The organism is Streptomyces himalayensis subsp. himalayensis (assembly GCF_013778455.1).
Lineage (GTDB): Bacteria > Actinomycetota > Actinomycetes > Streptomycetales > Streptomycetaceae > Streptomyces > Streptomyces himalayensis.
This window is the reverse complement of record NZ_JACEHE010000040.1, coordinates 1-24,405: the sequence shown is the minus strand read 5'-3', so window position 1 is coordinate 24,405 and position 24,405 is coordinate 1. Positions and strand designations below refer to the sequence as shown.

The following is a 24,405-nucleotide window of genomic DNA, read 5'->3' as shown; positions in this document are numbered from 1 at the left end:
CCCTCGCCCGCCTCATCGCACGTTCGCGATCGCAAGGTGACTTCGCATCGACAGCAATGTGTGCAACTGACTTTGTCCATGCGCGTAGACGCGGCCTGATCTGCTGCAGTACGGTCCAGCACGGCATGACGCGATGACAGATTTTCTAGCATCGCATGTTTGTCATGAACCTGTCGTCTCACGCAAGTCGGCCCGTGCGGCACCGAACCTCAGGCCGCCCGGGCTTCTGAAAGGGATTCAGAAACGAGCGTTCCAACTGACTTCAGGAGCCTTCATGAAGCTGTTCCGCAGACCGGCGTCCGTCGTCGCGACTCTGCTCCTCGCACTCACCGGGGTTCTGATGAGTGCTCAGCAGGCCGCAGCCGCCGCTCCCGCGTATGTCGCGCTGGGCGACAGCTATTCGTCCGGAACCGGAGCCGGTGACTACGGCGACAGTGGTGACTGCAAGCGCAGCGCCAACTCGTATCCGTCGCTGTGGGCCGCGGCCAACAGCCCCTCGTCCTTCTCCTTCACCGCGTGTTCCGGAGCCACCACCACGACCGTGATCAGCGGGCAGCTCTCACCGCTGAGCGCCGCCACCGGTCTGATCAGCGTCAGCGCCGGGGGCAACGACGTGGGCTTCGCCGATGTCATGACCACCTGCATCCTCGAGAACGAGGAGAGCTGCCTGTCGGCCGTCGCGACCGCCCGGAGCCAGATGTCCAGCCTTCTGCCCGGCAGGCTCAACACCCTGTACGCGACCATCAAGAGCAGGGCGCCCAACGCCCGTGTCGTCGTGATGGGTTACCCGCGCCTCTACATGCTCAACGGCACGTGCATCGTCGGTCTGCGCGAGAGTGAGCGCGCGGCCCTGAACGCCGCGTCGGACCAGCTGAACTCCGTGATCTCGGCCCGTGCCGCGGCATACGGCTTCACCTTCGGCGACGTCCGGACCACCTTCACAGGCCACGAGATCTGCTCGGGTGCCGAATGGCTCCACAGCCTGACCGTCCCCGTCGGCAACTCCTACCACCCCAACAAGAACGGCCAGGCCCTCGGGTACCTGCCCGTCTTCCGGGCCAGGGCGGCGTGACGCCCCGGCGGCGGCCTGTGCAGCACCGCTGAATGCCGTCTGCGCGCACCACCGCTGATCAGCCGCACCACTTGATCCGCTCGAGCCGGGCGGTACGCGTTGTGGGTCGCGTACCGCCCTTCGGCGGCTGATCGCCTCGGGAGAGTCCGACGTCGGAGGAGTCCGTTAAGGTCGGTCTCGGGAGCGGCCGGGGCGCACCGAGCGCGGGATCACGCCGGCAGGGTGTGTCGGCCGCCCCGACCGGAGGATGTGCCCTGGATGTGCCCTCCCGGCCGGAGGGCCCGGAGAACGCGCAGGTCACAGCGGATGCCATGGGGGCACAGTGCGATTGAAAGTGGAGTTCACGACCGAGCCCTTCGATCTCGACGAAACGCCGCAGCACGCACTGGTGGCGCGCGAGGTCGTCGAGGCTGCCGACCTGGACGCCGTGGACGTCGGACCGTTCGGCAATACCGCGGAGGGCGGCGCGGATGTCATCCTGACCGCGGTCGACGCCCTGCTGCGCAAGACCCTGGAGGCGGGCGCCACCCGGATCTCCCTGCAGATCAACGTGATCGGGGAGGGCGATCGGTGACCGGCATCGAAGACCACCCGTTCATCACGGCCGTCAAGCCGCTCGTGGACGCGATGGGCGGCGAGATCCTGCCGCCGGACCAGGCGGGGGATGACGACGTCGTCCTCGCGTGGGAGGGCCGGGACGTGATCGCCGTACGGCTGCCGCAGCTCGCCGACTCGCTGGACCACATCCTGGCCGCGCTGGAGCGCAAGCACGGCAAGCCGCTCGCCGAGCTCGACCGCAAGGAGAAGCAGCAGGTCGTGAAGGGGCTGGAGGCCCGGGGAGCGTTCTCGGTGCGGCACGGCGTCGAGACGGTGGCGAGCGCGCTCGGGGTGAGCCGCTTCACGGTCTACAACTACATCAATTACCAGGAGGAGCAGCGCGCCAAGCGGCGGAATGCCAAGTCCCGTGGCGACCGAGAGTGACTTTCAGAGACGCCCTTATCGGGCAACGGCGCGACACGGTTCTCCCGTGACCGGAGCGACGATCGAGTAGCTGTGGGGTTGGAGAGGGCTAAAGGGGGAACCCGGACGCCCATGAGCCGTATCGCCTCGGTCCACAAGGTCCCGGCACCTTATCGGCATGATCAGCACGAGATCACCGATCTGGCGCGCGCCAGCCTGCCCGGCGTAGATCCGGCTTTTCTCCACCGGCTGCACACGGCGGCGAAGGTTCGCTCACGCCATACCGTGCTGCCGCTCGACGCGTACGCCTCTCTCGACGACTTCGGCAAGGCCAACGACGTGTTCATCAGCAACGCGGTGGAGATGGGCTCCGAAGCTGTTCAGGGCGCCCTGCGCACCGCCGGCATCCCGCCGGAGGCCGTGGACCTGCTGGTGTTCGCCTCGACGACGGGTATGGCCGCTCCCTCGATCGATGCCCGTCTGATCGATCAGCTTGCTCTACGGCCGGATGTCAAGCGACTGCCCGTCTTCGGACTCGGATGCGCCGCCGGAGCGGCAGGCGTCGCCCGGCTCCACGACTATCTGCGTGGCTGGCCCACGCACGTCGCGGTGCTGGTCACCGTCGAACTGTGCTCGCTGACCTTCCAACGGGAGGACACGTCCCCGGCCAACCTGGTGGGCAGCGCGCTCTTCGGGGACGGTGCCGCCGCGCTGGTCGCGCAGGGCCGCGAGGGGGACAGGCGGGTGGACGGCCCGATGGTGGTGGCGACCCGCAGCCGTTTCTACCCGGGCACCGAGCGGGCCATGGGCTGGGACATCACCAGCAGCGGCTTCCGCATCGTGCTCGATCCCGGCATTCCCGGTATCGTCCGCGCGCACCTTGCCGCCGACATCGACGGCTTCCTCGTCGACCACGGCCTGACCAGGAACGACATCGGGACCTGGATCTGCCATCCCGGCGGGCCGAAGGTCCTCGACGCCATCGCCGATACGCTCGACTTGCCGGACGGAGCTCTGGACCGCAGTTGGGGCTCGCTCGCCGAGGTGGGCAACCTCTCCTCCGCGTCGGTCCTGCACGTGCTGTGGGACACGGCTCGGCGCAGGCCGCCGACCGGGACGTGGGGCCTGTTGTTCGCCCTCGGACCCGGCTTCTGTGCCGAACTGGTCCTGCTTCTCTGGTGAGAGGGGTAGCCGGCGGTGATCTGGTACACGCTGCTCATCGGGGCCGTCGCCGTCGAGCGGCTGGCCGAACTGGCGGTGGCCCGTCGCAACCGCTGCTGGAGCCTGGCGCACGGCGCCATCGAGGCCGGGCAGCGGCACTACCCGGCGATGGTGCTCCTGCATACCGGCCTGCTTGCCGGGTGTCTGGCAGAGGTATGGGCGGCAGGGCGGTCCTTCGTACCATTCGTGGGCTGGCCGATGCTGGCCGTCGTCATCGCCGCTCAGGGCCTTCGCTGGTGGTGCATCGCCACACTGGGTCGGCGGTGGAACACGCGAGTGATCGTGATCCCCGGAATGGCTCTGGTCACCAACGGCCCGTATCGGTGGCTGCGCCATCCCAACTACGCTGCCGTGGCGGTCGAGGGCGTCGCTCTGCCCTTGGTGCACAGCGCCTGGATGACCGCTGTCGCCTTCACCGTGTGCAACACCGCGCTCTTGACCGTACGGATCCACTGCGAGGACGCTGCCCTGGCATCGGCATCGGCATCGGCATCCGCATCGGCACGAGCCGCACGCATCGATCGCGTCACCGGATGACGGGTCTGTGCCGAAATTCAGCCGGTGAACCGACCCCGACGCCATCGCGCGCGGTTCGGTCCTGTCCGCCGACCGGGAGCGGCACCCCGGCCAGGAGATTTCAACAAAGTGTTGACGTGAGGTCGTCGAGGGGTATTGGGTTATCCCCAGCACGCCCGTATCAAGGCCACGGAGGCATCCCGTGACGTCGAGCGCGACGACCCCGAGTCCGGCGACACCCGGCCTGGCCCGGTTCAACGCCGTGCCGGAGGCCGAGGCCGCCGCCGTCCTCCATGAGGTGTGCGCCTCCTCGGCCTGGGGCAGGGCGCTGCTCGCCCAGCGACCCTTCGCCAGCGCGGACGATCTCCTGGCAGCGAGCGACGCCGCCATGGCCGGGCTCACGGTCCCGGACCTGGAGCAGGCGATGGCGGGCCACCCGCCCATCGGACGCCCGAAGCCGGGAGACCCGACCTCCTCGCGCGAACAGCGGGGCATGGCCGGGGCCTCCGACGAGCTCAAGGCGGAGATGCTCGAACTGAACCTGGCGTACCAGGACCGGTTCGGGCACGTCTTCCTGATCTGCGCCACCGGACTGACCGGCGAGCAGATGCGGGACGCGGTGAAGACCCGGATCGGCAACTCACCCGAGCAGGAGCGCGACATCGTCCGCACCGAACTGGGCAAGATCAACCGCATCCGGCTGACCCGACTCCTCGAAGAGGGAACCGCATGAGCACCGCCACCGCCGCCTCGGTGTCCACGCACATCCTGGACACCAGCATCGGCCGCCCCGCAGCGGGCGTGGCCGTCCACCTCGCCGCCCGCGGCGGCCGGTCCGTGGACTGGCGGGCGCTCGGCGGCTCCGCCACCGACGCGGACGGGCGGTGCAAGGACCTCCCGGCCCTGCCGGAAGGCACGACCCACGTACGGCTCGACTTCGCCGTCGAACCGTACTTGGAGAAGAAGCAAGCCGAGGCGCAGCAGGACGCCCCCGCGAATCGGGACAGCGGCACCGCCGGCGTGTTCTTCCCGGAGGTCACGGTCACCTTCGCCGTGCAGCCGGGCGAGCACTACCACGTACCGCTGCTGCTCAACCCGTACGGCTACTCCGTATACCGAGGGAGCTAGCAGACACATGACAGCCCATGCCCATTCCGGTCCCTCCCGCCCTGTGCTGCTCGGCCAGAACCAGTACGGCAAGGCCGAGAACCGCGTCGTCAGGGTCGTGCGGGACGGTGCCACCCACCACATCAAGGACCTCAACGTGTCCGTGTCGCTCTCCGGCGACATGGAGGAGGTCCACTACTCGGGCTCGAACGCGAACGTCCTGCCGACCGACACCACCAAGAACACGGTGTACGCGTTCGCCAAGGAGTACGGCATCGAGTCCGCCGAGCAGTTCGGCATCCACCTCGCCCGGCACTTCGTGACCTCGCAGGAGCCGATCCACCGGGCGCGTATCCGTATCGAGGAGTACGGCTGGGAGCGCATCGAGACCGCCGGCGACTCCACAGGCGATGACCAGCCAAGGCACTCCTTCGTACGCAAGGGCCAGGAGACCCGCCTCACCCAGATCACCTTCGACGGCGAGCGGTGGGAGGTCGTCTCCGGCCTCAAGGACCTCGTCGTGATGAACACGACCAACTCCGAGTTCTGGGGCTACGTCAAGGACAAGTACACGACGCTCCCGGAGGCATACGACCGGATCCTCGCCACCCAGGTCTCCGGCCGCTGGCGGTTCAACTGGACCGGCGACGAACAGGACATGCCCGACTGGGAGACGTCGTACGAGCAGGTCAAGCGGCACATGCTGGAGGCCTTCGCGGAGACGTACTCGCTGTCGCTGCAGCAGACCCTCTACCAGATGGGCGCGCGGATCATCGACAACCGCGGCGAGATCGACGAGGTCCGCTTCTCCCTCCCGAACAAGCACCACTTCCTCGTCGACCTGGAGCCGTTCGGCCTGAAGAACGACAACGAGGTGTACTTCGCCGCCGACCGGCCGTACGGCCTCATCGAGGCGACCATCCTGCGGGACGGGTGCGAGGCGCACATCCCGGTGGACCTCACCAACCTCTAGGCATCCAGGAGTTCCTGCCGTGGCAGCTTCGCAGTACGCCCAAGGTGTCGAGCGCATCGTCATCGAGAACTGCGCCGTCGCGACCGTCGACGCGGACGACACCGAGTACCCCTCGGGCCATGTGGTCGTCGCCGGGAGCACGATCGAGTCGGTGGGTCCGGGCAAGGCTCCGGAGAACCTTCAGGACGTGGTCCGCCGCATCGACGGCACCGGCCATCTGGTCACTCCTGGCCTGGTCAACACCCACCACCACTTCTACCAGTGGATCACCCGGGGCCTGGCCACGGACCACAACCTCTTCAACTGGCTCGTGGCGCTCTACCCGACCTGGGCGCGCATCGACGAACAGATGGTGTACGCCGCCGCGCAGGGGTCCCTGGCCATGATGGCGCGCGGCGGCGTCACGACCGCCATGGACCACCACTACGTCTTTCCACGCGGCTCCGGCGACCTCTCGGGCGCGATCATCCGGGCCGCCTCCGAGACGGGCGTCCGCTTCACGCTGGCGCGCGGCTCCATGGACCGCGGGGAGTCGGACGGCGGACTGCCGCCCGACTTCGCCGTCGAGACCCTCGAGGGCGCGCTGGGCGCGACCGAGGAGACGGTCGACCGGTACCACGACGCGTCGTTCGGCGCGATGACGCAGATCGCTGTCGCCCCGTGCTCGCCCTTCTCCGTCACCACCGAACTCCTCAAGCAGGGCGCCGATTTGGCCCGCCGCAAGGGCGTACGCCTGCACACGCACGGCAGTGAGACGGTGGAGGAGGAGAAGTTCTGCCACGAGCTGTTCGGCATGGGCCCCACCGACTACTTCGAGTCGACCGGCTGGCTCGGCGAGGACGTGTGGATGGCGCACTGCGTCCACATGAACGACTCGGACATCGCCGCGTTCGCCCGTACGCGGACGGGGGTCGCCCACTGCCCGTCGTCCAACGCCCGCCTGGCCGCCGGCATCGCGCGCGTCCCCGACATGCTCGCGGCCGGCGTCCCGGTCGGTCTGGGGGTGGACGGCACCGCGTCCAACGAGTCCGGCGAACTCCACACCGAGTTGCGCAACGCGCTGCTGATCAACCGCCTCGGCCCGCACCGGGAAGCCGCCCTGAACGCGCGCCAGGCCCTGCGCCTCGGGACATACGGAGGCGCCCAGGTCCTGGGCAGGGCCGCCGAGATCGGCTCCCTGGAGCCGGGCAAACTCGCCGACCTGGTGCTCTGGAAGCTCGACACGCTCGCCCACGCTTCCATCGCCGACCCTGTGACCGCCCTCGTCTTCGGCGCCGCGGCCCCGGTCACGCTCTCCCTGGTGGGCGGCCGCCCGGTCGCCGAGAACGGCGGGCTGCTGCACGTCGACGAGGACGCCGTCGCCCGCTCCACGCGGCACGAGGCACAGCGCCTCGCGAGGATCGCCGAGGAGGGGTGATCGGGCCCCCACGCTGTGCCTATCGGCCAGGGGGGTAGCTAGTCCGGCTGGCCTTCGGTGCCTCGGCGGGTCTGGGCCAGCCACTCCTGCGCGGGCTCGGCTTCGCCGTATGCGTCATGCCAGTTCCACCATTCGTACGGCGGGGTCTGGGGATAGCCCTCGGGTGAATCCTCCCACGTCTCCTGCCGTCCGAGCGCCGTGATGTCGAGGTAGCTCCAGAGGCTCCCCATTGCCTCGTCACCGCGGGCGTTGATGAAGTAAGTGCGGAACACTCTGTCGCCATCGCGGATGAACGCGTTCGTGCCGTGCCACTCGTCCACACCGAAATCGGTGTCGAAATCGTCGGTGATCGTGTACCAGGGCATCGTCCAGCCCATCCGCGCCTTCAGGCGCTCGATCTCCGGCTGTGGCGCGCGCGAGACGAAGGCGAGAGTGGTGTCGCGGACGTTCAAGTGGGCGAGGTGGCCGACCTGGTCAGCCAGCATGGAGCAGCCGCGGCAGGCGTGGTCGGGCCAGCCGTAGACGCCGGGCTCGAAGAAGGCGCGGTAGACGATCAGCTGACGGCGACCCTCGAACAGGTCGAGCAGACTCGCCCTACCCTCGGGTCCGTCGAACTCATACTCCTTCTCCACTGCCAGCCACGGCATCCGCCGACGCTTGGCGGCCAGTGCGTCACGGGCGCGCGTCAGCTGCTTCTCTTCCACGAGCAGCTGCTGGTGCGCGGCCTCCCACTCCTTCTGCGAAACGATCGGGGGTGTCTTCACTGTGACGTTCACCTTCCAGTTATTGGCCTGGGCTTACATGGATGAGCGCGCACCGGCGGCGCGCTCATCCCGCTGTGAAGGTCACCGCCCCGTCGCCTCCGCAGGCCCCGTGAACTGCACGATGTCGTCGGACGCCACATCGTGCAGCCGGACGGCCAGATCCTCCAGGGCGCGGCTGGCGGCCAGCTCGTCGCCGATCTCCGCCACCGGCCGGTCGATCGGGTTCCGCCTCGCCACCCCGGTACCCGTGACCTCGTGGGTCTCGGGTGTGTCGAGCACGGCACGGGCGCGGGTCTTGTCGCCCTCCTCGGAGATGTAGACCTTCACGTTCCACTGCTTGGATTCCATCGTGATCACCTCTGTACGGGGCGGGGCCCCGGGCGTGGCCCCGGCTCTGCGGCCTCGTACTCCCAGCGTGCGCCGGACCGCGCGACGGGGCCAGAGGTGACGGCGGTCCGGCGGCCGGCCTTCCGGCCGCCTCGCCGGAGGCGTCCCGTGGCGGCCGCCGATATTCGGTGGCCTCGCCGGCCCGGCCCCAGCACAGTGGCCGCATGACGACATCCGACGCCACGTTCTTACCTGGCCTCGAGCTCTCGCGGATCCTGTACGAGGAGGCGGTGCGGCCCCTCCTGGCCGAGGCGTTTCCGGGCCTGCGGTACGCCGCCGCCCGGGTCGGTACGGGCTCGGAGGTGCTCGGCTTCGACACGGCACGGTCGGCCGACCACGAGTGGGGGCCGCGGCTGCAACTGTTCCTGGCGCCCGAGGACGCGGCGGCAGGCGCCGCCGCCGTCCACCGGCTCCTCGCGGAGCGGCTGCCCACGCACGTACGCGGCTGGCCCACGCACTTCCGCCGCCGGGACGACGATCCGCTGGACCCGGTCTCGGGACATATGGAACCGACGGACGGTCCGGTGGACCACCGGGTCTCGGTCGACGACACCGGCGGCTGGCTGACCGCGCAGATCGGTCTCGATCCGCTGGCCGGCGAACCGACCGTCCGTGACTGGCTGGTGATGCCGCAGCAGAAGCTCGCCGAGGTCACCTCCGGCGCGGTGTACCACGACGGGCCTGGCACGCTCACGGCCGCGCGGCGGCGGCTGGAGTGGTACCCGGACCAGGTATGGCGCTATCTGCTGGCCTGCCAGTGGCAGAGGCTCTCGCAGGAGGAGGCGTTCGTCGGCCGCTCTGCCGAGGCCGGGGACGAGCTCGGCTCGGCGGTGGTCGCCGCCCGGCTCGTTCGGGACCTGATGCGGCTGTGCCTGCTGCTGGAGCGCACGTACGCGCCGTACAGCAAATGGCTGGGCAGCGCGTTCGCCGGGCTCGCCGTAGCGGAACGGCTCACCCCGTCGCTGCGGGGCGCCCTGGCCGCGACGGAGCACCCGGAGCGGGAGCGCCATCTGTGCGACGCCTACGAGACGGTCGCCGCGCTGCAGAACGAGACCGGGCTGGCACGTCCCGTGGACCCCGGGCGCCGGCGCTACCACTCACGGCCCTTCCTCGTCCTGCACGCCGAACGATTCGCCGGGGCGCTGGCGGACACCGTCACCGACCCGGACCTGCGGTCCCTGCCGCTGACCGGCGGCGTGGACCAATGGGCGGACAGCACGGACTTCATCGGGCAGCACGGCCCGATCCGTGCGGCGGTGAACGCCCTTGCGTTTAAACGAGCGTGACGCGGCCCTGTCAGAGACGAGGCTGAGCGCTTGCTTACCCATCTTTTTGTACCGTACAGCCGTCCCGAATGTGAGCCGTTCCCGTAGTGGGACGGGCTGCCCGGCACTTACGCGCGCCGCGGTGACGCCAGCAGATAGCGGGCGCCCGTGCGCGGTTCCGTGTACTCGCCGACCTGCCAGCCGGCCTGTTCCAGTGCGGCCGCGCAGGCCCGGCGGCCCTCGGGGGCGGGATGGCGTACGCCGACCGCCTCCGGTTGCGGGGTGCTGGTCACGCGGTAGCCCTCGCCGTCCGGAGTCGCGGGCCGGCAGCCCGCCGCCTCCAGGGCCAGCGCGGCGGCCGGCACCAGATGTGCGCGCTCCCAGCCGCAGGGTCGGTCGGTCGAGCCGTCCGGATTGGTGATCCGGCGCATTTCGATCAGCCCCTGCCAGGCGCTGCGGACCTCATGGATCCGGGCCTGTCCGCCGCCCTCGGGCGCCTCCTCGCCGCCGAGCCGTGCGGCGAACACGCCAGGTTTCTGCTCCGGAACGGGCGTCGGCTCGTCAGCTCGGTCCGGCGTCTCCGGCTGCTCGCGCAGCCGGTGGCCGGCAGCCGTCAGGAAGTAGTCGTGCGGCGGCCGCGGGTGCCGGAAGGCCAGCCGCAGCCGCACCAGGCCCGTGAGCTGCGCCGCCGTGCCCTGGATGCGCCCGGTCACGGGATCGGCAGCCTGAATGATGCGCCGCTGCACGGCAGTCGGCGGTCGCGCCACAGCCACCACCTCCCTGTCATACGGCACCCGCCCCCGGCCCCCACCAGGTGCCCCCGGCTTCTGGAGCCTACGACTGGGGTCTGACATTCCAGGCGGCCACGACAGGGCGCCCGTGTTCCGTGCCCAGCCGGCACAGCGTCCCCGTCGCGATCTGGAACAGGGCACCACCGGACGGCGGCAGCCCCAGCCGCCGCGCGGTCAGTACCCGCAGAAAGTGGGAGTGGGCCACCACGGCGACATTGCCCTCGCAGTCGGCGAGGGCCGCGTCCACCTTGGCCAGCATCCGGTTGGCCCGCGCACCGATCTGCTCCGGGCTCTCGCCCGGGTGCCCGTCCGGGCCGGGCACGACCCCGTCGGTGAACAGAAACCAGTCGGGCCGGGTGCCCTGGATCTCGGGGGTCGTCATGCCCTCGTAGCCGCCGTAGTCCCACTCGCACAGATCCGGATCGATCCGCGCCTCGTGCAGACCCGCGAGCTGAGCCGTCTCCCGGGCGCGCTTCATCGGGCTGACGAACACGGCCTCGATCCGGTACGAGGCGAGCAGCGGCCCCAGCCGGCGGGCCTGCTCCCTGCCGTTGTCGGTAAGGGGAATGTCGGTCCAGCTGGTGTGCTGCCCCGAGCGCGACCACTCGGTCTCCCCATGGCGGACAAGGAGCAGATCACCCATGTTCGCGATCCTGTTCTGTCGGTACGAGCCGGGCCGGCCCTCGGCGTGCAGCTGAGGTGCCCGACCGATCATCACCGAGGCTACTGCCGGTACCCGCTCAGAAAGCGTCCGATGCGGCTGATCGCCGCGTCCAGGTCGTCGGCGTACGGCAGGGTCAGGATGCGGAAGTGGTCCGGGCGCGGCCAGTTGAAGCCCGTGCCCTGGACGACCTGGATCTTCTCACGCAGCAGCAGGTCCAGGACGAACTTCTCGTCGTCGTGAATGGCGTAGACCTTCGGGTCCAGCCGGGGGAACGCGTAGAGGCTGCCCTTCGGTTTGACACAGGAGACGCCGGGGATCTCGTTGAGCTTCTCCCAGGCGCGGTTGCGCTGTTCGTGCAGCCGGCCGCCGGGCGCGGTGAGTTCGTGGATGGACTGGCGGCCGCCGAGCGCGGCCTGGATGGCGTACTGGGCGGGCGCGTTGGGGCACAGCCGCATGGAGGCCAGCATGGTCAGGCCCTCCAGGTAGTCCTTGGCGTGCTGCTGCGGGCCAGTCACGACCAGCCACCCCGAGCGGAAACCCGCCACGCGGTACGTCTTCGACAGCCCGCAGAAGGTGAGGACCACCAGATCCGGGGCAAGGGCGGCGGCCGAGTGGTGCATGGCGTCGTCGTAGAGGATCTGGTCGTAGATCTCGTCCGCGAAGACCATGAGGCCGTGGCGGCGGGCCAGGTCGAGGATGCCCTCGATGATCTCCTTCGGATAGACCGCGCCGGTCGGGTTGTTGGGGTTGATGATGACGACGGCCTTGGTGCGGTCGGTGATCTTCGAGGCCATGTCGTCGAGGTCCGGGTACCAGTCGGCGGACTCGTCGCAGATGTAGTGGACCGCCTTGCCGCCGGCGAGCGTGGTGACCGCCGTCCAGAGCGGGAAGTCGGGGGCCGGGATGAGGACTTCGTCGCCGTCTTCCAGGAGCGCCTGGACGGCCATCGAGACGAGCTCGGACACGCCGTTGCCGAGGAACACGTCGTCCACGCCGACGTCGAGGCCGAGCGCCTGGTAGCGCTGGGCCACGGCGCGCCGGGCGGAGAGGATGCCGCGCGAGTCCGTGTAGCCGTGCGCCTGGGGCAGCATCCGGATCATGTCCTGGACGATCTCCTCCGGCGCCTCGAACCCGAAGAGCGCGGGGTTGCCGGTGTTGAGGCGCAGCACGCTGTGCCCGGCCTCCTCCAGCGCGTTGGCGTGCTCGATGACCGGGCCCCGGATCTCGTAACAGACGTCGCTGAGCTTGCTCGACTGCCGGAACTCCATGCGCTGCCGCCCCTCTGGTTCGTGTGTTGCTTGGTTTTACCAAGTGGGCACTTGGAAAGTCCAACAACATGTCTAGACTGCGTCGCATGTCACCGCGCCGAAGCTACGACCAGTACTGTCCCGCCGCCCGGGCCCTCGACGCCGTCGGTGACCGCTGGACCCTCCTGATCGTCCGGGAACTGCTGGCCGGCCCGCGACGCTACACCGACCTGCACGCGGACCTGCCCGGTGTCAGCACCGACGTACTGGCGTCCCGGCTGCGGGACATGGAACGCGACGGGCTGACGACGCGCCGCCGACTGGCTCCACCCGGCGCGGCATACGTATACGAACTCACCCGACGGGGACGTGAGTTGCTGCCCGTCCTGCAGGCGCTGGGCGAGTGGGGCGCGCCCGCGCTGGAGGAACGCCGATCCACGGACGCGGTGCGGGCCCACTGGTTCGCGCTTCCCTTGCTGCGCCGTCTCGAAGCGCTGGGCGGCGACCCGGGCGTGGTCGAGGTCCGCCTCGAGGAGGGCGAGTTCCATGTACGGGTGGGCGCCTCGGAGTCCCTGTCGGGCACCGGGAAGCGCCGGTCGGACAGCGCGGATTCGGGCAGCGCGGATTCCCCGCCCTACGGCGAAGGCCCTGCCCCCCAGACCCCTGACGCCCGTCTGCGCCTGGATGCGGAGACGTGCATCGCGGTGAGCGAAGGCACCTTGACCCTGTCGGACGGCGTTCGTGAGGGGCGGGTCGAGGTGCTGGGGGACAGCGCCTTGGCGAAGTGGCTGCGGGAAGGGTGAGCCTGAGCCTCCCAGGCAGTCGGTACCGGAGGTGGCGCGCGGGCGCACACGCGGCGGCTCGCGCCATCGTGCGCGCCCGCATCGACCCGCGCCGTCGGCCCCGGGGATCCCCGGCTTCGTGGCACAGTGCCGCCCCGGTACACGCGCTAGGCCCTGTCGTCAAACTCCCGTCGTCCGCCCGAAGCGCGGGGCAGGCGGGAGTTTGACGACAGGGCCTAGGTGGTGTAGCCCGCGGGTGCGGTGGACGTCGGCCGGGTCGGTGTCCCGGCCCCGTCGTCGGCCGTGTGTGCCGGGCGGTTGCGGTTGAAGGCCAGGTTCAGCCCGAAGGCGATCAGGGTCGCGCTCGTCACCGGTGAGCTCAACACGATTCCCACACTGTCGGGAAAGCGGGAGTAGAGGTCCGGTGCCACGTCGGGGGCCATGCCCACGCCGATCGACACGGCGACGATCAGCAGGTTGTGCGTTCCCTCGAACTCGACCTTCCGCAGTGTGCGGATGCCGACTGCGGCGACGGTGGCGAACATGACCAGTGCCGCCGCACCCACGACCGGTTCGGGAAGCCCGGCCACCACCGCTCCCAGCTTGGGGACCAGTCCGAGGGCGACAAGGATGGCGCCCGCGACGGTGGCCACGTGACGGCTGCGCACCCGGGTCATCGACACCAGACCGACGTTCTGGGCGAAGATCGTGTCGATGAAGGCGTTCATCACCCCGCCGAGCACCCCGGACAGCCCGTCGGCGGCCAGGCCGCGTGCCATGTCGGCGGTCGTCAGTTCCTTTCCGGTGAGTTCCGCGACCGCGATCAGGTCCGCAGTCGACTCGGCGAACAGAACCAGCATCACGACACACATGGAGATGACCGCGACCGGCGGGAACTCTGGGGCGCCGAAGTGGAACGGAGCGGTCAGCCCGATCCAGTCGGCACCGCGGGCGGCGGACAGGTCCACCAGACCGAGCGGTACCGCGACCGCCGTGCCGGCCAACAGCCCCAGAAGGACGCCGGTCTGGGCCACAAAACCCCGGCCGAACCTCGCCACCAGCAGAATCACGACGACGACGAAAGCGGCGACGGCGAGGCGGGACGGCGCCGCGTGGTCCGATGCCTCGGGGTCGTTGCCGACGACGAGATTGACGCCGACGCCGATCAGCGCCAGACCGACCACCGTGATCACAACACCGCTGACCAGCGGCGGGAAGAAGCGGGCGGCTTTGGCGAACGGCCAGGCGACGAGCAGGCCGAAGACGCCGGCGGCGAGCATCGAGCCATACACCGCCTGGAGCCCGTACTCTCCCGCGATCAGGATCATCGGCGTCACGGCCGTGAAGGCGGCACCGGCCATCACGGGCATGCGGACGCCGAGCAGGCGCCCGACGCCCGCGCCCTGGATCATGGTGACAACGCCCGCGACCAGCAGGTCCGCGTTGATGAGCAGAGCAATGGTCGAGGCATCGAGCCCGGCAGCCGCACCGAAGACGAGCGGCACCGTGACACAGCCCGTGTACATCACCAGCACGTGCTGGAGACCGAGCACCGCGAGGCGCCCGAACGGCGCCTGCCGCTTTGCGGACCTCATCACAACAGTCCCCTATCGTGCGAAGTTGGCGGCGATGCGCTGCTGGATGTACTGCTCGGCCGTGATCGGCGGATACCGGCTCTCCGGCCCCTCGATCACCACGTCACGGTCGGCCTGGGCGAAGAAGGCGATGCTGTAGCGCGCACCCCGGTCCTCGCCGGGACCCGGTGACGTGACCCGGTGGAAGTTGGACGGAAGCCGGTCGTCGCTCCACCGCATCAGCATGTCGCCGATGTTGCAGGTGATGACGTCGGCTGAGGGCACCACGGGAGTCCACTCCTGGGCCTCGGCCTCCCTTCCCGGGCACACCTGCAGCCCGCCTTGCCCGTCACGCTGAAAGAGCAGCGTCAGACAGTCGAAGTCCGTGTGCGCGCCGGCCCGCCACACATCGGGGTCGAGTTCGGCGTCCTCCGGGATCGCGAAGTAGTGCAGCATCCGCAGGGTGGACTGGTACTGCGCGCTCGCAGGGTCGTGGGCGCGGGTGAAGAAGTCGCTGTCGAAGCCGAGCTTGTCGGCGAAACAGGACAGGACCCGCATCGCCACCTCGCGGCAGCGCGCTTCGAAGTCGAGTGCCCGGGGCCGGAATCCTGGCAGTACGTCGTCGGGCCAGAGCCCCTCCATATGGGGCCTGGTGAGCTGATACGACTCCTTCTGGTCCGCTGTCCCGATGGACGGCCTGACCTGCGTCATGGACTCCCATCCGGAGTTGAGGCCCTTCTTCAACGCGTGCCGGGCCTTGTGGTCCTCGGACAGCGCGAAAAAGCGCTCGGCGTTCGCGAAGGCGTCCTCCACCAGGGCCTGGTCCATGCCGTGGTTCACCAGCTGGAAGAATCCGATCTCCGTGGCCGCCGCCCACAGCTCCTCGGTGATCTCGGCCTTGCGGGCCTCGAAGTCGGAGAGGTCGATCCGGCGGATCTCCCGGGCCGTGTTCTCGATGCCGGGCCCGCCCATGCGGGACTCCTTGTCGAGTTCGGCGAGGCTGTACGTCGGTTGGGAAACGGCGGACGTCGTGACGTCACTCATCGCGGCAGTACTCCTGTGTACGTCGGAGTGGTGTCGTACGAGGTGCAGTCACCGCCCCTGCACCCCCACCGCGGGCACGCAGAGGTCCGCGGGCACGGTCGTCAGCGGACCCGTTGGTGGGGCCGGCGCCGTGGGCTGGCATGTGCTCCATCGATGTGGGCGCCATGCGCGATGAAGTCAGCCTGGCGTCCCTGTGTTTCATCCAGGAACCCGTTCTGTTACCGCGACAACACGTCGACCAGGCGGCGGATCTCCAGCGGATACGGCGTTTGCCTGCTCTCATGCCGGAGCTTGAGGATGAAGTCCGTGATCACCACGGTGAGTGGTGCGCAGCGCATCATGTCAGGGCCGATGATGAGCGCCCAGAGGATTCGGCACCGTCGTCCAGATGTCCCCCGGCGTCTCCAGGGACAACCGCATCAGCGTCAGCGCCTTCGTCGGCAGTGGCTCCGTGAGTAGTGCGTCGAGGTCGGGGGTCCGCGGAAGGTCCCGTACGACGGTGGAGAGGGCCTGGCGCAGGGCGGAGGCCGAGCCCGCTGTCGCGCCGAGGGTGCCTGTGATGAGGGAGCCGAAGAGCTTGCGGCGCAGGGCCGTGTCGTCGTCGGTGACCAGGCGGCCGGTGAGGGGCGGGGCCGGGATGCCGTGGCGGGCCAGGCGGGCCGGGCTGATACGGATGTCTGCCAGGTCGCGGTAGACGAGGCGGACCGGGGCGTTGGCGGGGGACAGGACCACGAGGAGGTTCTGGCCGTGTGCCTCCAGGGCCACGCCGAGGTCGAGCAGGCGCAGACAGACCGTGAGGGCCAGGCGGGTGAAGTCGGCCAGCCAGGCGGGGGATCGGGGCAGCGAGGTCGTGGCGAGGGCGGCCACGGGGATGACGCGTTCGCCCGATTCCGGGGGTGCGTATGTCTCCGGGGACTCGCGCAGTACGGCCGCCAGGTCGGGGGAGTCGGCCGTCACCGCGCCCAGCGTGCGCGTGATGTGCAGCAGGCCGTCCAGGCGCGCGGCCAGTGTGTCCACGAGGGCTGAGACCGTCTCGGACGTCGCGATCGAATAGACCGAGATGTCGCGGACGGAGGAGGTCAGGCGGGCGCTGACGGCCGTCTTGATGTGCGGTGTGCCGTCGAGGGGGGCAGCGGCAGGGGCGAGCGTCCGCAGGGACATCAGGGGATGGGCCATGATCTTCTCGTGGCCCGCTCCTCGGCCGGTGGACGGGGTCCCGAGCACGTGCGCCACCTGCCATGGGTGCACCGGGACCAGGAAGCGGTCCCCGTCCCGCAGCCGGTCCGGCCACTCGCCCGTCACCAGGCAGTCGTCCGCGTGCAGGGATGCCAGGTTCAGCGCCACCAGGGGCCGGTGCTCCGGTGCGTATGCGAGTTGCTCGGCCACCGTGAAGCCGGGACGGGAGCGGCAGTTCGGGTGGTACGGGTGGCCGTCGACGATCCGCTGTTCCCACCGCCACGCGGTGCTCGGCCAGGTGCCGTCGTCCGGTGGCTGGTTGGCGCGGGACAGGGCCAAGGATGCGGCGCTGTTCTGCAGTTCGACGGCGAAGGCCGCGGCCCCCGGGACGGCGAGCGCCGTCATGAGGCGGGCCGCGCTGTCGTACGCCGTGCCGTCGAGGTCCACTTCGGTGGCGTACGCGGTGGTGACGTACGGGTCCGCGTGCGGGCCGTGCAGACGGCGGCCGTCGGCAAGATGGAGGGTCAGGCCGTCACGTCCCGGCTCCCGACGCGTGATCCACGGCAGCGGCTCGTACACCAGACCACGCCACAGCCGGGTGAGGACGGACGCCCGGGCGCCGGGCAGCTCGGCGGCGTACGGCGTCAGCAGGCCGGGGCGTACGGCGCGCAGCTCGTCGGCGAATGCGGCCTCCGCCTCGGGGCCGAGGAGCGCGGACTCCGCCTCCGGCTCGGGGAGTGCGGACTCCGCCGCGGCGGCTACGGGGACGGCCTCGGTACGGGGCGGATGCACGTTCGGACTCCTCAGGTGCAGAGACCGCATTGCGGCGGCCTACGAAAGGACATACTGATCATCACCAGTGCACCGTTTGGACCGAATGGATCCCGTGGAACCCACGTACCCCACATACCCGGATCACTCCACACAGCCGATGCATCCCACGGACGACGTCGCCGAGGCAGCTGACGCGTACGCGGCGGCGCCTCTGCTCAATTGTCTGCTGCGGGAGCTGGCTCAGCCCGCCGAGTCCGCAGACTCCGGCGCGTCGGCCGTGTCGGTCGTGTCCGACGAGTCGTCCGAGTCCGACCCGTCCTCCGAGGACGGGCGGCGGCGCGTGTACCGGCTGCCCGCCGTCGGGCGGCTGCTGCGCGTACGCGCCGGGCGCCGGCCCGCCGAGCCGGAGCTGCTCGTGGCAGGCGTCTGGCACCGGCTCGGCCACGCCGAACTGGTCAAACTGACGGCCGAGGAGCTGCGGCGGTACACGGGAGAGCCCAACGACGAGGTGACCGCCGAGATGATCGACAGCCGGGACGCGGTGGCGGCACTGCTCACCGCCCGGGCCCGGGCGACCCCGCCCGACGACCCGTATGTGCGCTCCGAACAGTCCTTGATCACCGGGCATCCGTACCATCCGGCCCCCAAGGCGCGCGGCGGCGGCCCGGTCGCAAGCTGGCTGCCGTACGCACCGGAGGCGCACGCCCGCTTCCCGCTGGTGCTGCTCGGCGTACGCGAGGACATGGTCGTCGAGGAGGGCGACACGCGGGCGCTGGACGCCCTGGCCGAATCCCTGGGAGGCGGGGCCGGCGCGCTGCCTCGCGGGTACCGGCTGCTGCCCGCCCATCCCTGGCAGCTCGAACTGGTCGGCGCAAGCCCGGAGTTGAGGGATGCGTTCGCGGACGGGCGCCTTGTACGGCTGGGGCGGACCGAGCGGTCGGCTTGGCCCACGGCGGCCGTGCGGACGCTGTACGTCCCGGGCCGGGGCCCTTCCTGGGAGGCTCCCGCGGCCGAGATGCACGCTTCCGCGGCCGGGCTGCACGCCGTCACCGCCGAGCAACATGCCTCCATCGCCGAGCTGCACGCCGTCACCGCCGAGCAACATGCCTCCATCGCCGAGCTGCACGGCCCCACGGCTGACATGCACGCCCCCGGCTTCGACCTGTACACCATCCCTGCAGCCGACCTGTTCGTGAAGTTCAGCCTCGACGTCCGCATCACCAACGACGTGCGACGGCTGTGGCGGCACGACCTCGTGAAGGTGCGCGCGACGGATGCCGCTGTCGTGGCCGCCTTCGCCGCGCTGCGGCACTCCGGCGCCGCACTGGGGCGCTCCAGCGGCTCGTACGGGGCGGACATGGCGTCGGCAGCCTGGCTGAGCGACCGCGGCTACCGCACGGCGGCCTTCGCGTTCGAGGAGCTCGCCGTGCTGGTACGGGACGGGCTGGGCCGGCACGTCCGACCCGGCGCGACGCCGCTGCTCGCCGCGGCGCTGGCCGAGGGCTTCGAGGGCAGCCCGCTCGACCGGCTCGCCGATCCGGCGGCGTGGTGGGAGGCGTATCTGCGACACGTGGTGCCGCCCGTGCTCGAACTCTTCGGGCGGCACGGAATCGTCCTGGAGGCGCATCTGCAGAACACGCTGGTGGCGGTGGACCGGGACGGCATGCCGGTGCAGGCGCTGTTCCGGGACGTGGAAGGCGTGAAGAAGGTGCCGGAGGTGGGGCGCGCGGCAGGCTGGGAGCGGCTCGTGTACTGCCTGGTCGTCAACCACCTCGCCGAGATCGCGGGCGCGCTCGCCGAGCGGTACCCCTCGGCAGGACCGCGGCTGTGGCCCGCCGTACGGCGGGCGCTCGTGCGCTACGACACCCGGCGCGGACTCCCCGAGATCGCCGACCTGCTCACCGCGCCCAGCCTCCCCGGGAAGACGAATCTGCTGCTGCGCTGGACAGGCGCGGACGGGGCGGACGCCCGCTACCGGCCGGTGCCCAACCCCCTGCTGAAGGGCTCGGTCACACCCTGACCCGACCACGGACCTTCTTGTCAACTTCGGGTTGACACCCCCTGGGTGTCAACCTACGGTTGTCACATGACGAATCCACAACCCGTCACGACCACCGTCCGCCTCGACGACCTGATCGAGGCCATCAAGAAGGTCCACACCGACGCGCTCGACCAGCTCTCCGACGCGGTCATCGCCGCGGACCACCTCGGCGACGTGGCCGACCATCTGATCGGCCACTTCGTGGACCAGGCACGGCGCTCGGGCGCCTCCTGGACGGAGATCGGCAAGAGCATGGGCGTCACCAGGCAGGCCGCCCAGAAGCGCTTCGTTCCGAAGGAACCCGGCGAGCTGTCGGACCTCGACCCCAGCCAGGGGTTCAGCCGGTACACACCGCGGGCCAGGAACGTGGTGGTGACCGCACAAAAGGAAGCCCACGCGGCACGCAACGACGTGATTTGCCCCGAGCATCTGGTCCTGGGGCTCCTGAGCGAACCGGAGGGGCTCGCGGGGGTCGTGCTCCGGAAGCAGGGCGTTCGTCTGGACGCCGTCCGGGAGGCCGCCACCGCGGCGCTGCCGCCGGCGGCCGAGGAGGTGCCGGCGCTCATCCCGTTCGACGCGGGGGCCAAGAAGGCGCTGGAACTGACCTTCCGCGAGGCCCTGCGCATGGGGCACAACTACGTCGGCACCGAGCACATCCTGCTCGCGCTGCTGGAGTTCGAGGACGGCTCGGGTGTCCTCAGCGGCCTCGGCGTCGACAAGGCGGCCGCCGAGGCCCACATCGCCGACATCCTGGCCGACTCGTTCGCTGCCCGCGTCGGCGAGCAGAAGGAGTCATGACCTGGGTCCTGACCTGGGGTACTGCCTGGGGTCCTGACCTGGTCGCCCGGAAACCAGGATCCGGCTCAGGCGGTGCGGCGACCAGCCGCAGCACGGTGCTGCGGCTGACGCCTACCCCGAAGGCAGCGAAGTGAGATCGGCGGACCCGCGCCCGGCGGGGTCGTGGAACCGGCATGTGCGGCCACGACCCCGCCGGGCGTTCGCGCTGTTCCGCCGCGAAGCCGCCCAGCTGGGGGGAACCCCGTCGAGCTCCTTGACCCCCGGTCGGCACTCCACGATGCTGTGTTGCGATACATGAGATGTGTGCCGTAATGAGCAACATCTGATTCAAGTCTCGACCAGCCGAGGAGTGGCCATGACGCACCAGGTCCGTGCTGTCGTCGCGCGGGGCAAGGGCGCCCCCGTCAGCCTGGAAACGATCATCGTGCCCGACCCGGGTCCGGGTGAGGCGCTGGTGAAGATCGAGGCTTGCGGGGTCTGCCACACCGATCTGCACTATCGCGAGGGCGGCATCAACGACGACTTCCCCTTCCTGCTGGGCCACGAGGCGGCAGGTGTCGTGGAGTCGGTGGGGGAGGGCGTCACCGACGTGGCCCCCGGCGACTTCGTCATCCTCAACTGGCGTGCGGTGTGCGGTCAGTGCCGGGCCTGTCTGCGCGGACGGCCGTGGTACTGCTTCGACACCCACAACGCGAAGCAGAAGATGACCCTGACCGATGGCACCGAGCTCTCGCCGGCGCTGGGCATCGGTGCGTTCGCGGAGAAGACGCTGGTCGCGGCCGGGCAGTGCACGAAGGTCGACCAGACCGCGTCGGCGGCCGCCGCCGGTCTGCTGGGGTGTGGCGTGATGGCGGGCATCGGCGCGGCCATCAACACAGGGAACGTCGGACGGGGCGACTCGGTCGCCGTCATCGGCTGCGGCGGTGTCGGGGCCGCGGCGATCGCCGGGTCGAACCTGGCGGGCGCGGCGAAGGTCATCGCGGTGGACATCGACGACCGCAAGCTGGAGACGGCCAAGAAGCTGGGCGCGACCCACACCGTCAACTCCAAGGACGCCGACGCGGTCGAGGCGATCCGCGAGCTGACCGGCGGCTTCGGCGCCGACGTCGTCATCGAGGCGGTCGGCCGCCCGGAGACGTACAAGCAGGCTTTCTACGCCCGCGACCTCGCCGGCACGGTCGTCCTGGTCGGTGTGCCGACCCCGGAGATGAAGCTGGAACTGCCGCTGCTGGACGTCTTCGGGCGCGGTGGCGCGCTGAAGTCCTCCTGGTACGGCGACTGTCTGCCGAGCAGGGACTTCCCGATGCTCATCGACCTGTATCTGCAGGGCCGCCTCGACCTGGACGCGTTCGTCACGGAGACCATCGCGCTGGACGAGGTCGAGAAGGCCTTCGAGCGGATGCACCACGGCGACGTGCTGCGCTCGGTGGTGGTCCTCTGATGGCCGCCCGCATCGAGCATCTCGTCACCTCGGGGACGTTCTCGCTGGACGGCGGCACCTGGGACGTCGACAACAACGTGTGGATCGTCGGCGACGACACCGAGGCGATCGTCATCGACGCCGCGCATGACGCCGAGGCGATCGCCCAAGCCGTCGGCGGGCGCACCCTGCGGGCCATCGTGTGCACGCACGCGCACAACGACCACATCGACGCCGCGCCCGGACTCGCGGCGCGCACGGGCGCCCCGGTCCTCTTCCATCCGGACGACCTGCCGTTGTGGAAGCAGACCCACCCCGACAGGGCGCCGGACGCCGAACTGACCGACGGCCAGACCCTCGCGGTGGCCGGCATCGAGCTGACCGTGCTGCACACGCCCGGCCATGCCCCCGGCGCGGTCTGCCTGTATGCGCCAGCCCTGACGGCCCTCTTCAGTGGCGACACGCTGTTCGCCGGTGGGCCGGGGGCGACAGGAAGGTCGTACAGCCACTTCCCGACCATCATCGAGTCGATCCGGGACCGGCTGCTGACGCTCCCGGGCGACACCGTCGTGCACACCGGACACGGGGAGACGACCAGCATCGCCGCCGAGGCCCCGCACCTCCAGGAGTGGATCGACCGCGGTTTCTGACGCCCACCGCCGACCCTCACGCGCCCGCCCTCGGCTCGCCGCCATCGCGAGTCGATGCGGCGGGCTGCTGTTGTTCTATGTGAATTGAGTTCTGTATAACGCAACGCAATGGACGGCTCAGAGGGCCCTCTGGATGCCTTGACAAGGGTTCTGGGCGACCTCAGACTGATGTTGCGCTTACCGCAATCCGTTTCGTTATACGCACCGAGGTGTCATGATGATTCCCGCGTGCCGTCTCGAGGATCTCCCCCGAGGCGAGGCCCACCGGCTCGACATCGATCCGCCGGTCTCGGTGTTCCACACCGACGACGGCGAACTCTTCGCCATCGACGACACCTGCACCCACCAGGACGCCTCGCTCGCGGACGGCTGGCTGGAGGGTCCCGAGGTGGAATGCCCGCTGCATGCTTCGAAGTTCGACCTGAGGACCGGTGCGGTCGACGCCCCGCCGGCCAAGCTTCCGGTCCGGACGCACGAGGTCGTCGTCGAGGACGGCATGGTCTACGTCCGGCTGTCCACGGAGGCTCCCAACCTGCCGCCCTGCGTCGCAGCCCGCCTCGCCGGGGGTCCCGCGTGAGGACCGTCGCCGTGGTCGGCGCCTCACTGGCCGGCCTGTCGGCGGCGCGCTCACTGCGGAAGCAGGGCTACGACGGTCGGCTGGTCCTCATCGGAGACGAGCTCCACCGCCCGTACGACAGGCCCCCGCTGTCCAAGGAGTTCCTCTCCGGCACTCTCGGCGAGGCTGAACTGGCCCTGGAGACGGACGACGAGGACCTGGGGGCGGAGTGGCTGCTGGGCGTCCGTGCCACCGGACTCGACCACACCGAGCGTGCCGTCCGGCTCGCCGACGGACGGGAGGTGCACGCCGACGGCTTCGTCATCGCGACCGGTGCCGCAGCGCGCACCCTCCCCGGCTCCGAAGGCCTGGCCGGAGTGCACACCCTGCGCACCCTGGACGACGCCCTAGCCCTGCGGGACGAACTGGCCCGCGGCGGACGGCTGGTGGTGATCGGCGGAGGCTTCATCGGAGCCGAAGTCGCCTCCACCGCGTACGCCCTCGGGCTCGAGGTGACCGTCGTGGAGGCGGCCCCGACACCGCTCGCCGGACCGCTCGGCGAGACCATGGGTGCCATCGTCTCCGCCCTCCACGCCGACCACGGCGTACGGCTGGTGTGCGGCGTGGGCGTCAAGGGGCTGAGCGGGGAGACTCGCGTCGACGCCGTCCTGCTCGAGGACGGCCGCAGTATCCCCGCCGACATCGTCGTGGTCGGTGTGGGCGCACGCCCGTGCGTCGAGTGGCTGGAAGGTTCCGGCATCGTTCTCGACAACGGCGTCAAGTGCGGCGCGGACGGCCGCACCAGCCTGGCCGGTGTGGTCGCGGTCGGTGACTGCGCCAACTGGTACGACCCGCGCGCGGGCCTCCATCGCCGCGTCGAGCACTGGACCGGTGCGCGCGAGCGCCCCGACGCCGCGGTCGCCACGCTGCTGGCGGGGGGTGCGGTGGAACCGGGTGTGCCCCGGCCGCCGTACTTCTGGTCCGACCAGTACGGCGTGACCATCCAGTTCGCCGGTCACGCGGTCGGCGCGGACAGTGTGACCATCGAGGCAGGCGCCGCGGACGACCGCGATGTCCTGGCCGTCTACCGGCGGGCCGGGAACCCGGTCGCCGTGCTCGGGATGAACCAGCCGCGGCTGTTCATGCGGTGGCGCAAGCAACTCGCCGCCACCGCATCCTGACATCGCCCGCACCGTGACATCGCCT

General features: G+C 70.1%; 25 protein-coding genes. 17 read left to right on the top strand and 8 right to left on the bottom strand.

The window, feature by feature from the left end; all coding sequences use genetic code 11:
- Positions 1–274 precede the first annotated feature (274 nt).
- From H1D24_RS36865 to H1D24_RS36825, 9 genes are all read left to right on the top strand, one after another.
- On the top strand, positions 275–1,072 hold the full coding sequence (locus H1D24_RS36865; protein WP_181662096.1) for an SGNH/GDSL hydrolase family protein: 798 nt from the start codon (positions 275–277) through the stop codon (positions 1,070–1,072).
- A gap of 322 nt (positions 1,073–1,394) precedes the next feature.
- Positions 1,395–1,646 carry a YkoF family thiamine-binding protein gene (locus H1D24_RS36860; protein ID WP_181662095.1) on the top strand — a complete coding sequence of 84 codons (252 nt, stop codon included), beginning with the start codon at positions 1,395–1,397 and terminating at the stop codon, positions 1,644–1,646.
- Entirely contained in the window at positions 1,643–2,053 is a 411-nt protein-coding gene (locus H1D24_RS36855; RefSeq protein ID WP_309484580.1) for a helix-turn-helix domain-containing protein, read from the top strand. Before H1D24_RS36860 ends, H1D24_RS36855 begins: the two co-directional genes overlap by 4 nt.
- 111 nt (positions 2,054–2,164) lie before the next feature.
- Positions 2,165–3,214: a type III polyketide synthase gene (locus H1D24_RS36850; protein WP_181662094.1), complete on the top strand. Its 1,050-nt coding sequence runs from the start codon at positions 2,165–2,167 to the stop codon at positions 3,212–3,214.
- 15 nt (positions 3,215–3,229) lie between these two features.
- Complete coding sequence (locus H1D24_RS36845; RefSeq protein WP_181662093.1) at positions 3,230–3,790, top strand: isoprenylcysteine carboxyl methyltransferase family protein; 561 nt, start codon at positions 3,230–3,232, stop codon at positions 3,788–3,790.
- Between the two features lie 181 nt (positions 3,791–3,971).
- Positions 3,972–4,502, top strand: a complete 531-nt coding sequence (gene uraD, locus H1D24_RS36840) for a 2-oxo-4-hydroxy-4-carboxy-5-ureidoimidazoline decarboxylase (RefSeq protein WP_181662092.1) — start codon at positions 3,972–3,974, stop codon at positions 4,500–4,502.
- Positions 4,499–4,897, top strand: a complete 399-nt coding sequence (gene uraH, locus H1D24_RS36835) for a hydroxyisourate hydrolase (RefSeq protein ID WP_181662091.1) — start codon at positions 4,499–4,501, stop codon at positions 4,895–4,897. Before uraD ends, uraH begins: the two co-directional genes overlap by 4 nt.
- Before the next feature lie 7 nt (positions 4,898–4,904).
- Positions 4,905–5,849 (top strand): factor-independent urate hydroxylase, encoded by a 945-nt coding sequence (pucL, locus tag H1D24_RS36830; protein WP_181662090.1) that lies wholly within the window; start codon positions 4,905–4,907, stop codon positions 5,847–5,849.
- A 19-nt stretch (positions 5,850–5,868) separates the two neighbouring features.
- Positions 5,869–7,266, top strand: a complete 1,398-nt coding sequence (locus H1D24_RS36825) for an 8-oxoguanine deaminase (protein ID WP_181662089.1) — start codon at positions 5,869–5,871, stop codon at positions 7,264–7,266.
- Positions 7,267–7,304: 38 nt separating this feature from the next.
- On the opposite strand, the gene H1D24_RS36820 is transcribed toward H1D24_RS36825, so the two are convergent.
- Both H1D24_RS36820 and H1D24_RS36815 read right to left on the bottom strand, forming a co-directional pair.
- The gene (locus tag H1D24_RS36820; RefSeq protein ID WP_309484579.1) at positions 7,305–8,030 is read right to left on the bottom strand and encodes a DUF899 domain-containing protein; all 726 of its coding nucleotides are present in this window, start codon (positions 8,028–8,030) and stop codon (positions 7,305–7,307) included.
- 81 nt (positions 8,031–8,111) lie between these two features.
- Positions 8,112–8,378, bottom strand: coding sequence for a DUF1876 domain-containing protein (locus H1D24_RS36815; protein ID WP_181662087.1), 267 nt, complete (start codon positions 8,376–8,378; stop codon positions 8,112–8,114).
- Positions 8,379–8,581: 203 nt separating this feature from the next.
- Here H1D24_RS36815 and H1D24_RS36810 point away from each other — a divergent pair, with 203 nt between their 5' ends.
- Positions 8,582–9,703 (top strand): DUF4037 domain-containing protein, encoded by a 1,122-nt coding sequence (locus tag H1D24_RS36810; protein ID WP_181662086.1) that lies wholly within the window; start codon positions 8,582–8,584, stop codon positions 9,701–9,703.
- 107 nt (positions 9,704–9,810) lie between these two features.
- Here H1D24_RS36810 and H1D24_RS36805 read toward each other — a convergent pair whose 3' ends face one another.
- The 3 genes from H1D24_RS36805 to H1D24_RS36795 all read right to left on the bottom strand — a co-directional run bounded on the left by H1D24_RS36805 (position 9,811) and on the right by H1D24_RS36795 (position 12,405).
- The gene (locus tag H1D24_RS36805; protein WP_181662085.1) at positions 9,811–10,449 is read right to left on the bottom strand and encodes a hypothetical protein; all 639 of its coding nucleotides are present in this window, start codon (positions 10,447–10,449) and stop codon (positions 9,811–9,813) included.
- Between the two features lie 67 nt (positions 10,450–10,516).
- Positions 10,517–11,116: a histidine phosphatase family protein gene (locus H1D24_RS36800; protein ID WP_181662084.1), complete on the bottom strand. Its 600-nt coding sequence runs from the start codon at positions 11,114–11,116 to the stop codon at positions 10,517–10,519.
- 80 nt (positions 11,117–11,196) lie between these two features.
- Positions 11,197–12,405, bottom strand: a complete 1,209-nt coding sequence (locus H1D24_RS36795; RefSeq protein ID WP_181662083.1) for a pyridoxal phosphate-dependent aminotransferase — start codon at positions 12,403–12,405, stop codon at positions 11,197–11,199.
- An 86-nt stretch (positions 12,406–12,491) separates the two neighbouring features.
- Here H1D24_RS36795 and H1D24_RS36790 point away from each other — a divergent pair, with 86 nt between their 5' ends.
- Positions 12,492–13,187: a winged helix-turn-helix transcriptional regulator gene (locus tag H1D24_RS36790; RefSeq protein ID WP_181662082.1), complete on the top strand. Its 696-nt coding sequence runs from the start codon at positions 12,492–12,494 to the stop codon at positions 13,185–13,187.
- Between the two features lie 215 nt (positions 13,188–13,402).
- On the opposite strand, the gene H1D24_RS36785 is transcribed toward H1D24_RS36790, so the two are convergent.
- The 3 genes from H1D24_RS36785 to H1D24_RS36775 all read right to left on the bottom strand — a co-directional run bounded on the left by H1D24_RS36785 (position 13,403) and on the right by H1D24_RS36775 (position 17,632).
- Positions 13,403–14,761, bottom strand: a complete 1,359-nt coding sequence (locus H1D24_RS36785; RefSeq protein WP_181662081.1) for a nucleobase:cation symporter-2 family protein — start codon at positions 14,759–14,761, stop codon at positions 13,403–13,405.
- Positions 14,762–14,773: 12 nt separating this feature from the next.
- Positions 14,774–15,784 (bottom strand): isopenicillin N synthase family dioxygenase, encoded by a 1,011-nt coding sequence (locus H1D24_RS36780; protein WP_181662080.1) that lies wholly within the window; start codon positions 15,782–15,784, stop codon positions 14,774–14,776.
- 342 nt (positions 15,785–16,126) lie between these two features.
- Positions 16,127–17,632 (bottom strand): IucA/IucC family protein, encoded by a 1,506-nt coding sequence (locus tag H1D24_RS36775; protein ID WP_258564625.1) that lies wholly within the window; start codon positions 17,630–17,632, stop codon positions 16,127–16,129.
- 259 nt (positions 17,633–17,891) lie between these two features.
- Here H1D24_RS36775 and H1D24_RS36770 point away from each other — a divergent pair, with 259 nt between their 5' ends.
- From H1D24_RS36770 to H1D24_RS36745, 6 genes are all read left to right on the top strand, one after another.
- Positions 17,892–19,754, top strand: coding sequence for an IucA/IucC family protein (locus H1D24_RS36770; protein ID WP_181662078.1), 1,863 nt, complete (start codon positions 17,892–17,894; stop codon positions 19,752–19,754).
- 66 nt (positions 19,755–19,820) lie between these two features.
- Positions 19,821–20,573 carry a Clp protease N-terminal domain-containing protein gene (locus H1D24_RS36765; protein ID WP_181662077.1) on the top strand — a complete coding sequence of 251 codons (753 nt, stop codon included), beginning with the start codon at positions 19,821–19,823 and terminating at the stop codon, positions 20,571–20,573.
- Between the two features lie 355 nt (positions 20,574–20,928).
- Positions 20,929–22,014, top strand: coding sequence for an S-(hydroxymethyl)mycothiol dehydrogenase (locus H1D24_RS36760; RefSeq protein ID WP_181662076.1), 1,086 nt, complete (start codon positions 20,929–20,931; stop codon positions 22,012–22,014).
- Positions 22,014–22,643, top strand: a complete 630-nt coding sequence (locus H1D24_RS36755) for an MBL fold metallo-hydrolase (RefSeq protein WP_181662075.1) — start codon at positions 22,014–22,016, stop codon at positions 22,641–22,643. Before H1D24_RS36760 ends, H1D24_RS36755 begins: the two co-directional genes overlap by 1 nt.
- 214 nt (positions 22,644–22,857) lie before the next feature.
- Positions 22,858–23,220: a bifunctional 3-phenylpropionate/cinnamic acid dioxygenase ferredoxin subunit gene (locus H1D24_RS36750; RefSeq protein WP_181662074.1), complete on the top strand. Its 363-nt coding sequence runs from the start codon at positions 22,858–22,860 to the stop codon at positions 23,218–23,220.
- Positions 23,217–24,380 (top strand): NAD(P)/FAD-dependent oxidoreductase, encoded by a 1,164-nt coding sequence (locus tag H1D24_RS36745; RefSeq protein WP_181662073.1) that lies wholly within the window; start codon positions 23,217–23,219, stop codon positions 24,378–24,380. The genes H1D24_RS36750 and H1D24_RS36745 overlap by 4 nt, the downstream gene beginning before the upstream one ends.
- Positions 24,381–24,405 lie beyond the last annotated feature (25 nt).